The organism is Pseudomonas sp. F-14 TE3623 (assembly GCF_053629015.1).
In genome coordinates, this window is record NZ_JBRJHM010000001.1 from 3,590,998 (window position 1) to 3,603,196 (window position 12,199).

Annotated in this window: 11 protein-coding genes; 6 read left to right on the forward strand and 5 right to left on the reverse strand. The window is 58.1% G+C overall.

Annotated features, from left to right (window positions below; genetic code table 11):
* Positions 1-131 precede the first annotated feature (131 nt).
* Positions 132-3,239 (reverse strand): hypothetical protein, encoded by a 3,108-nt coding sequence (locus AB7M29_RS16835; RefSeq protein ID WP_454247341.1) that lies wholly within the window; start codon positions 3,237-3,239, stop codon positions 132-134.
* Between the two features lie 307 nt (positions 3,240-3,546).
* On the opposite strand from AB7M29_RS16835, the gene AB7M29_RS16840 reads away from it, so the two are divergent.
* The gene (locus AB7M29_RS16840; RefSeq protein ID WP_217854696.1) at positions 3,547-4,134 is read left to right on the forward strand and encodes a LysE family translocator; all 588 of its coding nucleotides are present in this window, start codon (positions 3,547-3,549) and stop codon (positions 4,132-4,134) included.
* Positions 4,135-4,201: 67 nt separating this feature from the next.
* On the opposite strand, the gene AB7M29_RS16845 is transcribed toward AB7M29_RS16840, so the two are convergent.
* A complete protein-coding gene (locus AB7M29_RS16845; protein ID WP_217854697.1) occupies positions 4,202-5,035 on the reverse strand; it encodes an AraC family transcriptional regulator in 834 nt (277 codons plus the stop codon).
* Positions 5,036-5,069: 34 nt separating this feature from the next.
* Entirely contained in the window at positions 5,070-5,573 is a 504-nt protein-coding gene (locus AB7M29_RS16850) for a VOC family protein (protein ID WP_217854698.1), read from the reverse strand.
* 261 nt (positions 5,574-5,834) lie between these two features.
* On the opposite strand from AB7M29_RS16850, the gene AB7M29_RS16855 reads away from it, so the two are divergent.
* The 4 genes from AB7M29_RS16855 to AB7M29_RS16870 all read left to right on the forward strand — a co-directional run bounded on the left by AB7M29_RS16855 (position 5,835) and on the right by AB7M29_RS16870 (position 9,756).
* Positions 5,835-6,290 carry a (2Fe-2S)-binding protein gene (locus tag AB7M29_RS16855; protein ID WP_007906916.1) on the forward strand — a complete coding sequence of 152 codons (456 nt, stop codon included), beginning with the start codon at positions 5,835-5,837 and terminating at the stop codon, positions 6,288-6,290.
* 23 nt (positions 6,291-6,313) lie between these two features.
* Positions 6,314-8,482 carry a molybdopterin cofactor-binding domain-containing protein gene (locus tag AB7M29_RS16860; RefSeq protein WP_454247342.1) on the forward strand — a complete coding sequence of 723 codons (2,169 nt, stop codon included), beginning with the start codon at positions 6,314-6,316 and terminating at the stop codon, positions 8,480-8,482.
* Between the two features lies 1 nt (position 8,483).
* Complete coding sequence (locus AB7M29_RS16865) at positions 8,484-9,062, forward strand: hypothetical protein (protein WP_217854700.1); 579 nt, start codon at positions 8,484-8,486, stop codon at positions 9,060-9,062.
* A gap of 73 nt (positions 9,063-9,135) precedes the next feature.
* Complete coding sequence (locus AB7M29_RS16870) at positions 9,136-9,756, forward strand: GGDEF domain-containing protein (RefSeq protein ID WP_454247343.1); 621 nt, start codon at positions 9,136-9,138, stop codon at positions 9,754-9,756.
* 60 nt (positions 9,757-9,816) lie between these two features.
* Here AB7M29_RS16870 and AB7M29_RS16875 read toward each other — a convergent pair whose 3' ends face one another.
* On the reverse strand, positions 9,817-10,242 hold the full coding sequence (locus AB7M29_RS16875) for a VOC family protein (protein WP_454247344.1): 426 nt from the start codon (positions 10,240-10,242) through the stop codon (positions 9,817-9,819).
* Between the two features lie 114 nt (positions 10,243-10,356).
* Here AB7M29_RS16875 and AB7M29_RS16880 point away from each other — a divergent pair, with 114 nt between their 5' ends.
* Positions 10,357-11,223, forward strand: coding sequence for a LysR family transcriptional regulator (locus tag AB7M29_RS16880; RefSeq protein ID WP_217854703.1), 867 nt, complete (start codon positions 10,357-10,359; stop codon positions 11,221-11,223).
* Between the two features lie 177 nt (positions 11,224-11,400).
* Here AB7M29_RS16880 and fabI read toward each other — a convergent pair whose 3' ends face one another.
* A complete protein-coding gene (fabI, locus tag AB7M29_RS16885) occupies positions 11,401-12,195 on the reverse strand; it encodes an enoyl-ACP reductase FabI (protein WP_007906751.1) in 795 nt (264 codons plus the stop codon).
* Positions 12,196-12,199 lie beyond the last annotated feature (4 nt).

The following is a 12,199-nucleotide window of genomic DNA, read 5'->3' on the forward strand; positions in this document are numbered from 1 at the left end:
GGCAGGCCGCGGCCTGCGTGAACGATCACTCGACGCGCCACCCCATATATCAAACACGATTGCATGTCGCTTCGAGTGTGCCCTTAGAGTATAGGCCCGCCTCAGGGCGCATCGTGGCAGGCTTGCGACGACTAAATGCGGCTGGCGGTGTTTTGCGTCTCGATTACGACGAGGGCTTCCAATGACTGGATGTGATCTGTCGATTCTTTACCGTACCTTGTATCGACGTAAGACATGCGGCTGTTGCTCATGTAGGTTCGCAACAGCTCACTCAGCCCCTCTTTACCGATCAAGACGTTCAGATCCTTGGCCCCGTCAAGTTCGATGGTGGTTTCAATTACCGCAGTGCTGTAGAGCTCTTCCAGTATTTTGTCAGGCACGTTGGGTAATTTGGTTGTCGTGTCGATGAACAGGTTCACAACTTGCCTGGCCGTACTGATCGTGGCGTCGTTGAACAGTGCGCGGCCCTGATTCACTGCGGATACGGTCTTGGCGATTTCGATTGCGGAGCCGCTGTTTTGTACGGCCTTGACCAGGTCGTAAGCCCCGGCGGCACCGGTCAATCGGCGCAACTGGAAGACCCCCAGACGTGTGGCGGACTGACCAAAGTGGCCGAGTTTCAGCGCTCCTTTGCCGATCAGTTTGGCGCCGCCGTAGGCCAGTTGCGGGATGCCATCCAGAGGATTGAACAGCGACAGGACAAAACTCCCGCCGACTTTGCCCAGATTCAGCAATTTGGAACTACTCGCGGCTGCTTTAAAGAAGACGCCGGCCGCTCCCACGAAGGAGAACAGCAATGTGGTTGCATCCATCACACAGCTGAACAATGCGCCGCTGCGCCGATCCGGATTGCCCGAGGCGAGTCCTTCAATACATTCTTTGAACGGGATGATGATGTTGAGAATAGTGTCGAAAATCTTCTCAAAATTTTCCCCGCTTTGTTCGATGTCGGTTTTGTCGTAGCCCATCGCGTAAAAATGATCATAAGTCATCGGAGGATTGTGTTGTGCAATCAGTTCACTGATGTCACGGAACCGCCCGGAGTTGAAACTTTGCATCGGGCTTCGCAGGGAAGTTGCTGAGTCGCGCATGTCGTTGAATTGGCCAAAGCGTTCCAGAAGGACGCCCTCAGTGTTCAGTACCGAGTCGTTGGTGAGTTCCGAGCCTTTGTAATAAGTCCGATAGTCAATGTGCGCACCGTACACATAGGTCCGCGTCTTGAAACCTTCATCAGCATCATCTGGGGATTTCCCGAGCCAGATCCAGTTGTCATTAAGCTGCTGGGTCAGCGCTTCATTTTTCCGACACTGACCTTGCAGTGGGAACAGTTCATAGGCACGGACTTCGCTGTTGAACCTGGAAACAATCAAAATGCCAAACGACGCTCTGATGTTGCGCTCGGCCTCGGAGATCAGCCCGTGATTATCGGGAGGGGTGGATTGGGTCACATGATAAAGCGCCAGTTGGCCATATTCGATGGCAACCCGGTCCTCTACCTTTAATCGCGACATGGCCAGACGCAGGATTGTCGCGATCCCCGTTTTATAGGGGGCGTACTGCTTTTCGAGTTGGCGGGTATACAGATCGTTGGCAGGCCCCAGATCCAGAACCGCCGTCGCGACCGAATGGTTATAGGCGGTCAATTGGCGTGCCAAATACAGGTCAAGCAGGGAGTTTTCTATGCCAGAGTACGCGGTGGCAAGCTTGGTTGCGGGATTGATGCCCAACTCCAATATTGCGGATTTCGCCAGTGCCCTGCGGCTCACAGGTGGGGTGGTAATGCTGTTAAGGGCTTCACTCATAGTGTCAATGAATGCGTTGTATTGGGTCGTGGCGTGTTTGACGATTTGTTCCGTTGGCAGGTCGTCAGCACCTTCCAGTTCAAGCTCGTTGATCATCGCCCAGTCCAGCACGCACTTCACCAGGATCACGCCCTGCAGCGTGCGTTGTTCGGTGCTGGTTGGCGAAATAGCCCCCAGTTCCATCAACATCTCGTATGACAAGGCGCGGGATAACCCGGGAGCGATGCTTTCAGCGAGAAGAACCGATTTGCGCAACATCACCCAGCCAGGGGAACCAATTTGCAAGGCCTGCGGTGTTTGCACCAGAAACTCCGGTGCCAGCCCGGCGAGTATCAGTTGCAGCGCCAAGGGCACGGCCGCCGGGTTAACGCGCTGAAATCCGCTGAAATGCGCAGTCAAATGCTGTCGTACATCGTAGGTATTCGCCTGTACGTTGTGGGAAGCATAGAGATTGGAGGAGCAGAAACTGTGGTTTCTGTCGGCTGTACCCAAAGCAAAGTCCAGCATGATGGCTGCCACCAGCAAACCGCTGCGTTGTTCAGGGGGTAAGGGGGCGGTAGAAACACTTTGCGGGTGTAATGCATCGAAGCAGGATTGGGCGAAGGTTTTTGCGACGGGCGTCTCGATCAGCGGTTCCCAACTCAGACTCGGCTCTTCCTGCAAGAATGCAGCGGATCTACCGCCGAGAATGGCATCGGTCAGGTAATTGATCAGCGGTTCAACGGGTTTTCCTGCATCGTGAAATAGTTTGGATGTTTCATGAAGAATAATGTGGCGCTGGTCTTCAGTGATGACCAGGGTGGTTTCATTGGTTTCGCTGGAAATGCCGCCCCAATAGTTGCCATGCTTTGGTGGTTCAGGCAGCGATAGTTTCAGTAAGGCAATCAGGTTTTCAACATGCTCGGCGGTCTTCGGCACATCCAGTTGATGGAAGCGAAGCCAGTTAACGAGAGGGACATGTTTTATCGAAGAAACAATGCCGCCGGTAAGTTTTGCCGCTTTAACCAGAAGCTCAATGTCGGCATTGAGTGTGGAAGTGGCAGTGACTACATCAGTGACATCGACGTGTGAAATATAAACGTCAGAGACGGGTGAAGTGTCTGGCACCTGAAGAATAACGCCGCTGTCCGTGACCAGAATCCACTCTTCATCGCTCGGGCCAAAAGGGCCGGAGAGCCCTGCAAAAGCGGGCTGCATGATCAGCCGCTGGAGTAGCGTGCTTGCCGCTCGGTGGTTTTTTTCGAAGTGACTGTCTTCGACAATTTCGACGATCACTTGCGAGATGTCGACAAAATTGTCTGTGGAGTTCTGGGAGAAAAATGCTGGCTGCCCGATCTGCGAGTCAAGTATTGACTTCAATGTTTCAGCAATGGTCTGACGCTCTTTCATATTGCCGGAAGCGGGTAGGGAGGCGAATAAGTTCAGCGGGTTGTTCATGAGGTTTTCATCCATCCTTGGTGTTGACTTGTTAAGGTTCTGTTAAATAAGTCACTGGGCAGTCAGCCTGTTTGCTGAGGCGGCGAAACTATATATCGAGTTTTTATTTTAGTGGAATGTGTTTGTTATCAAGTTATGTAAGAGGTGTTTTTTATGGATGCTAAAGTTGCTATGAAAGTTGGCGGGTTGTGTTCTTTCGCTGGGCAGTGACTGTTCATGGAAGGGGCGAGGGCAGTTTTCTTCAATACCGGGGGCCGGGCGCTGGTTACCGTGAGCGCTGTATTCCTTGATTTGAAGCAGGTGTGCGATGAGTCTGATTCTTTCCATGGCCGCGTTTGCGCTGGTCGCCTCTATAACGCCGGGGCCGGTGAATATTGTGGCGTTGAGCTCGGGGGCACAGTTCGGTTTCCTCGCGAGTCAGCGGCATGTGGCTGGGGCGACCTTGGGGTTTGTTCTGCTGTTGGTACTGATGGGGTTGGGTTTGCATGAGGTGTTGCAACGTTGGCCGGCGTTGACGCGGGTGGTGCAATGGGCGGGGGTGGCGTTTCTGTTGTTCATGGCTTTCAAATTGGCCACTGACAACGGTCAACTCGATGCCAAGGAGTCGGGGCGGGTGCCGTCGATGCTGTATGGCGCGGTGATGCAATGGCTCAACCCGAAAGCCTGGCTGGCCTGCGTGGCGGGGATGGGCGCGTTTGTCGCCGACGGTGAGGCGCGGCTGGTTTGGCAGTTTGCGGCGGTGTATCTGGTGATCTGCTACTTGTCGGTGGGTTGCTGGGCGTATGCCGGGACGTTTTTGCGCGGCTATCTGAGCAATCCGGCGGGGATGCGCCTGTTCAATCGGGTCATGGCGTTGCTGCTGGCGGTGAGTGCGGGGTATTTGCTGTTGCCGTAGGTCTGGAGAGTGTTCCTCTAATGTGGGGCAGTTCCACCTATCAAGGCTTGTGGCGAGGGAGGATGAGTTAGCCGCGGTACTGCCCCGGTGTCGCCGCCAGATGCTGTTTGAACGCGCGCTGAAAATGCGCCTGATCAGCAAACCCGGCTTCCAGCGCCACATCGGCGATCAACTTGCCGCTGCGCAGTCGATCCCGGGCGAACTGGATGCGCCGGTTAACCAGAAACGCATGGGGCGTCATGCCGTAATGCTGTTTGAAGGCACGGATCAGGTACGACGGCGACAGTTGCGCCGCCTCGCAAATGTCCTCGAGCTTGAGCATCTGCGTGCAGTTGTCGCGGATATAGTCGGCGGCCCGTTCCAGCTTGAAATTGGGTTCGCGCAGCGGTTGATCGATGGGGTTGAGCCGCTGTTGCACCTCGGTGAAAAACTCCACCGCCGCGCTGTGCTTGCGCAGCACGTCTTGCTGCTGATCGACCAATACCTCGTACAAATTCTTCAGGCCGGCAAACAGCTCGACGTCACGATTGTGGGTGATGGAAAACCGGCGAAACGCCAAGTCCTGGCTGAAGCCGAGCTGATGCTGCAAATCGGTCAGCCAAGGCGTCTCGACGTACAGCATCAGGTACGACCAAGGCTGGTCGTCGATCGGGTTGCAGGCATGCACATCGCCCGGATTCATCAGCACCACCGTGCCGGCACTGACCTGAAACTCCGATTGCTCGTGGATATAGGTGCTGCGCCCGGCGGTGATTGCGCCAATGGAAAAATGCGCGTGGGAATGCCGGCTGTAGCAGACCTCGCGACCGTCGGCGATGGAGCGGGCTTCGATGAAGGGCAGGGCGTCGTCGCGCCAGAAGCGCGGGGCTTTGTCTGCATCTTTGGCGACGGTGTGCTTCATCTCGGTGTCCTCGGCGGTTCAGCTTTGGAGTGTATTAGCTCTCGCCGTCAAAGGCTCGTTGCAGCGTGGCGATGTCGAGTTTTTTCATTTGTAGCATCGCTGCCATGGCGCGCTGGGATTTGGCTGCGTCGGGGTCTTTCATCATGTCCATCAGAACGACCGGCACGACCTGCCACGACACGCCGAATTTATCTTTGAGCCAGCCGCATTGCTGGGCTTCAACGGGACCGCCTGCAGACAGGCGCCCCCAGAAGTGGTCGACTTCTTCCTGAGTGTGACAATTGACCTGGAATGAGATCGCCTCATTGAACTTGAAAACCGGGCCACCGTTAAGGCCTGTGAAACTCTGCCCATCGAGCTCGAAACTGACGGTCATCACCGAGCCTTCCGGCCGGCCATGGATTTCCTGACCCGCCTTGCCGTAATGGGTGATGCCGGCGATTTTGGAATGATCGAAGATCGCGCAGTAAAACTTCGCGGCGTCCTCGGCCTGATCGTCGAACCACAGGCAGGGCGTGAGTTTTTGAACGCGGTGCATGGCGGTGCTCCTCTGCGGGTTGATCACTCTGGATTATCAGCGTAGTCAGCCTGTGATGGTCCGGTTGTGCCATAGATCGACAAGTCGTGAGAATTCCCCTCAACCCGTTTAGAGCGAATGGGCAGCGACCGGTGGTCGATGAACATGGCTTGTGGGTCAAATTGCGCTTAGCTGTATGGATAACCCATGGCGCGCGTAACCGCCGACCTTGAGCGAAGAGAGGCGCCCCTTCAGAACACCGTGAGTCTGAGGAAATCCGCAATGCTGACCCTTAATATCAATGGCAAGGACCAGGAACTGGATGTCCCCGCGGACATGCCGTTGCTCTGGGTGCTGCGCGATGTCGCGCACCTGACGGGCACCAAATTCGGTTGCGGTATGGCCCAGTGCGGCGCTTGCACCGTACACGTCGACGGCGCGCCGCTGCGCTCCTGCATCACGCCCGCCACGGCGGTGGCCCACGGGCAGAAAATTCTCACCATCGAAGGCTTGTCCGCCGATGGCTCGCACCCGGTCCAGCAAGCCTGGGCCGAACTCGACGTGGTTCAGTGCGGTTATTGCCAGTCGGGGCAGATCATGTCGGCGGCCGCGTTGCTGGCGAAGATCCCCAAGCCCACCGACAGCGATATCGACCAGGCGCTGTCCGGCAACATCTGCCGCTGCGGCACCTACCCAAGAATCCGCGCCGCGGTCAAACGCGCCGCCGAGATCGGTTGATACACGCCGAAGGGAGCTGACCCATGAACAGAATCAACCCTGTCTCGCGTCGCGGTTTTCTCAAGGGCAGCGCAGTGTTGGGCGGTGGTCTGGTGGTGGCGTTTGTCATTCCGGGTGCCAATCGCTTTGCCCTTGGTGCCGAGAATCAAGGAAACGTCTTCGCCCCCAATGCCTTTTTACGCATTGGCAACGACAACAGCATCACCGTGCTGCTCGGCCATTCGGAAATGGGCCAGGGCATCTGGACCGGCCTGACCATGTTGATCGCCGAAGAGCTGGACGCCGACTGGTCGAAAATCCGCGTCGAACATGCGCCAGCCTCGGCCGCCGATTATGGCCTGCCGGGGTTTGGCGGGATGCAGATCACCGGCGGTTCGACGTCGACCTGGATGGAGTTCGACCGCTATCGCCAGGCCGGAGCGGCGGCGCGCTTGATGCTGATCGAGGCGGCGGCCAAGCGATTCGACGTGGCGCCTTCGCAGATTCGCACCGAATCGGGCGTGGTCATTGCCGGCGACAAACGCGCCACTTACGGCGAACTGGCGGATGACGCCGCCAAGTTGCCGGTGCCGGATCCGGCCTCGATCAAGTTCAAGGAAGCCAAAGACTGGAAGGTCATCGGCAAACCCACCAAGCGCCTCGACACCCCGGAGAAAATCACCGGGCAGGCGAAGTTCGGCATGGACGTGCAATTCGATGGGCTGATGACGGCGATGGTCGCTCGCCCACCGGTGTTCGGTGGCAGCGTCAAATCCTTCGAAGGCGCCGAGGCGCTGGCGGTGCCGGGCGTGCACAAGGTGGTGCAGGTGCCCACGGGGGTCGCAGTAATTGCCGATCATTATTGGGCGGCGAAGCTGGGACGTGATGCGCTGAAGGTCGAATGGGACCTGGGGCCGAACGCCGGGCTGGATAGCCAACAGCTGCTGGAGAGCTTTCGTAAACTCGCCGCCACCCCCGGCACTTCCGCCAGTAAGGCCGGGGATGCGACGGCGACGCTGGGCAAAGCGGCGAAGACGATTGAGGCCGAATACAGCGTGCCATACCTGGCTCACGCGCCGATGGAACCGCTCAATTGCACGGTGAAAATCTCCAAGGATAAATGCGAAATCTGGACCGGTACGCAGTTTCAGACGCTGGATCAGATGATCGCGGGGAAGATCACCGGGCTCAAACCCGAACAGGTCGAGATCCACACCCAATTCCTCGGTGGCGGTTTCGGGCGTCGGGCCAATCCGACCTCGGATTTTGTCAGCGAAGCCGTGTACGTAGCGAAGGCAGCGGGCGGGCCGGTGAAAACCGTCTGGGCCCGAGAGGATGACATTCGTGGCGGTTATTACCGCTCGGCATTCCTGCATCAGGCACGCATTGGCCTCGGTGCCGACGGCATGCCGATGGCCTGGAAGCATGTGCTGGTCGGGCAGTCGATTCTGACGGGCACGTCGTTCGCGGCGACGATGGTCAAGGACGGCGTCGACAAAACCTCCGTCGAAGGCGTGGCCGACAGTCCTTATCTTGTGGGGCTGGCCAATCATCAGGTCGAACTGCATTCACCGCAAACCGGCATCAGCGTGCTGTGGCTGAGGTCGGTGGGGCACACCCACACGGCATTCGTCATGGAGTCGTTGATCGATGAGCTGGCAGACGCCGCCGGCAAGGATCCGGTGGAATACCGACGCGCCTTGCTCAAGGCGCATCCACGGCATTTGGGCGTGCTGAATCTGGCGGTGGAGAAAGCCAACTGGAAAGCACCCTTGCCAGACGGTCACGCATTGGGCGTGGCGGTGCATGAGTCCTTCGGCAGTTACGTCGCCCAGGTGGCCGAGGTGTCCCAGGACAATCTGGCGATTCGCGTGCATCGGGTGGTGTGTGCGGTGGATTGCGGCATTGCGGTCAACCCGCAGGGCATCGCCGCGCAGATGGAATCGGGCATCACCTTCGGTCTCGGATTTACCTTGCACAGCAAGCTGACGTTCAAGAACGGTCAGGTGGAGCAATCCAATTATCACGACTATCAGGTCCTGCGCCTGAACGAGATGCCGGTGGTCGAGGTGCACATCGTTCCCAGCAGCGACAAGCCCGGTGGTATTGGCGAGGTCGGTGTGCCTCCGGTAGCGCCGGCAGTGGCGAACGCGGTGTTTGCCCTGACCGGGCAGCGTCTGCGGGAACTGCCGTTGCAACTGTCGGGGGTGTGAGATGAGACGACATGCGTTTCTTGGCGCGGTGATGCTGATCGGCCTGGGTGGCTATGCCTCGGACCTGTTCGCTGATGATAAAGAGGCGGTGAAGGCGTTCGACACGGTGCAGAAAGTGTTCCAGAGCCCGCGTTGTCAGAACTGTCATATCCCTGGCGATTCGCCGCTGCAGTTCGACGCCGGTGTTCCTCACGCAATGAATGTGGTTCGCGGCCTGGACGGCAAGGGCGCCGCCGGTTTGCCGTGTGCCAGTTGCCATGCCGAACGCAATCCGCCGGCCAGTTATGGCCCCAATTCGCCACCCGGAGCACCGCATTGGAGCCTGCCGCCGGCTGCGCACAAAATGGCCTGGATCGGCCTGCCGGCCGACAAGTTGTGCGCGATGATCAAGGACCGTTCCAGCAATGGCGATCGTGATTTTGCGGCGCTGATCAAGCACGTCAGCGAGGATAAGCTGGTGCTTTGGGGCTGGAATCCAGGTGAGGGGCGGGCGCCGGTGCCGGTACCCCACGACATCTTCGTCACCCAGTTCAAGCTCTGGGCCGATGCTGGAGGGCCGTGTCCGGTGGCGGGTAGCTGACCAGCGGCGCGTTTATAGGGAGTCATATCGGGTGTGAACGACTCTAACGTTCATATCCATCAAGGAGTGAGTGATGTTAACCCCAGGCAAACCGCTCAAACCCGGCGCTGGCGCAGACATGCGTGCGCCGAATGCACTCGACAGCGCAATTCAGGATCGCGATGTATTGCGCGACCTGGCGCGTAAGGCTGAGCAAGCGCTGATGGGCGTGCAGATGGCGAGCATGGATGAATTGACCCTGCTCTCCAATCGTCATGGCTTCGAGGCTTTGGCTCAGTTAGGACTGGAGGCCTGTCAGCAGTTGGGCAAACCCGCGACCCTGCTGTTTTTCGACCTTGATGACTTCAAGCGCATCAACCAGCTGTACGGTCGCGCCGAGGGTGACGATGCCCTGAAAACCTTCGCCGATGTGCTACGCATCGCCTTTCGTGAAAGCGATGTGATCGGCCGGCTCGGCAGCGATGAGTTTGCTGCCTTGCTGACCGGCGCCGACGCCGTGGAAATCGCCGCGATCAGAGCGCGCCTCGAAGAAATACTCGAAGAACGCAATGCCACAGCGCATCGTGGCTATGACATTCGCTTCAGTATCGGGCAGATCGAGATTGATTCTCGGCTGCACCAGACGGCGGAAGACTTGCTGGCTTTGGCCGATAAGGCGCTGTGCGCCCGGCAGTTCGATGCTCGTCATTGTTGAATGGCATCTTGCAAGTCCGCTGCAATGTGCTCGGCTGTTCGCAACTGCCGGTCGGGCAGATCATTTGGCGAACAACTGATCGATATCCTTGAACGCCTTGAATTCCAGAGCGTTACCGCAGGGATCGAAGAGAAACATCGTCGCTTGTTCGCCCACCAATCCCTGAAAGCGGATACCCGGTTCGATCACGAAGCGGGTGCCAAGGGCTTTCAAGCGCTCGGCCAGGGTTTCCCATTCCTCCATCCCCAATACCACACCGAAATGCGGCACCGGTACGTCGTGGCCATCGACGGCGTTGGTATGGGCGGCTTCCTGAGAAGCGTTTTTCGGTGCCAGATGAATCACCAGTTGATGGCCGAAAAAGTTGAAATCGACCCAATGGTCGCTGGAGCGACCTTCTTCCAGGCCGAACACTTCACCATAGAAGCGCCGGGCAACGGCCAAGTCGTAAACCGGGATAGCCAAGTGAAAAGGGGACAGTTGCATCGAACGTGCCTCGACGGGTTGAGAGTGAAGACCGAGTTTAGTCCTGTGCTTTTTGATTGAAAGACGATAATTTTTGCGACGAGCTCAAATTATTTCGATCAATCGGAGAGCCGCATGCTGCGGGAACTGAAAACCTTCATTGCCGTGACACGTCATGGCACGTTCGCTGCGGCAGGCATGCACATTGGCCTGACCCAGTCGGCAGTCAGCGCACAGATCCGAAACCTCGAACAGGCGTTGGGCATTCGCCTGTTCGATCGCACCGGACGTCAGGCGATTCTCAACGCTGCGGGGCAGCGGGCGTTACCGATGGCTCGGGAAATCCTTGAGACCTTCAACCGCATGGCCGTCAGTGATAGCGTCGGCGAGTTTCGTGGCGAATTGAAGATCGGCGCGGTGGCCACCGTCCAGACCGGGTTGTTGCCGCGCGCGCTGTTACGCCTCAGGCAACAGGCACCATTGCTGGAGGCGAAACTGGTGCCGGGGGTATCCCTGAGCCTGTTGAGCCAGGTGGACACCGGCGAAGTGGACCTGGCGATTCTGATCAAGCCGCCGTTTGAATTACCCAAGGAATTGTCGGTGCACGTCATTCGCCGGGAGCCGTTTGTGCTGATCGTGCCGGCAGATCTTGAGGGCGACGACCCGCTGCAGTTGCTCGCCAACCATCCCCACGTACGCTACGACCGCAATTCTTTCGGTGGGCGCCTGGTGACTCGCTTTTTACGCGAGCAGCAGATCGATGTGCAGGTGGCTCTGGAGCTGGATGAGCTGGAAGCTATCGTCAAAATGGTCGAATGCGGGCTGGGTGTTTCGCTATTGCCCGAGGCGGGGCTGTGGCTTGAGCATGGGGCGAAGGTGCGGATCATCCCGTTGGGTGAGCTGACGTTCTACCGGGAGATCGTGCTGTTGCAGCGTTATAGCCAGCGCACACAACCGATCCAGCAGTTGTTTGCGCGGTGTTTGACGAAAATCGACGACTAAACGCTAACCCCTGTGGGAGCGGGCTTGCTCGCGAAGGCGGTGTTCGGCATACAGAAAGTGTCGACTGGCACACCGCTTTCGCGAGCAAGCCCGCTCCCACATTTGACCGCATCAAGCCTGGAATTGAGGGCATAAAAAACCCGCCAATCGGCGGGTTTCTTCATGGCTAACCGAAGATCACTCTTCGATGTTGCCCATGGCGGTGGTGTTGAAGCCGCCGTCTACGTACATGATTTCGCCGCTGATGCCGGAGGCCAGGTCCGAGCACAGGAAGGCGCCGGCGTTGCCGACTTCGTCGATGGTGACGTTACGACGCAGCGGGGTTTGCGCTTCGTTGGCGGCCAGCATTTTGCGGAAGTTCTTGATGCCGGAAGCGGCGAGAGTGCGGATCGGGCCAGCCGATACGCAGTTCACGCGGGTGCCATCCGGGCCCAGGGAGCCGGCCAGGTAACGCACGCCAGCTTCCAAAGAAGCCTTGGCCATGCCCATTACGTTGTAGTTCGGCATGGTGCGCTCGGCGCCCAGGTACGACAGGGTCAGCAGGCTGCCATTGCGGCCTTTCATCATTTCGCGACCAGCTTTGGCCAAGGCCACGAAGCTGTAGGCGCTGATGTCGTGAGCAATGCGGAAACCTTCACGGGTGGTGGCTTCGGTGAAGTCGCCGTCCAGTTGGTCGCCCGGGGCGAAGCCGACGGAGTGCACGATGCAGTCCAGGCCGTCCCACTTCTTGCTCAGTGCTTCGAAGACCTTGGCGATTTCTTCATCGCTGGCCACGTCGCACGGGAAGCACAGCTCAGGGCTCGAGCCCCAGCCTTGTGCGAATTCTTCGACACGACCCTTGAGTTTGTCGTTCTGATAAGTGAAGGCAAGCTCAGCGCCCTCGCGATGCATGGCGGCAGCGATGCCGGATGCGATGGACAGCTTGCTGGCGACACCGACGATCAGTACGCGCTTACCGGCGAGAAAACCCATGTGT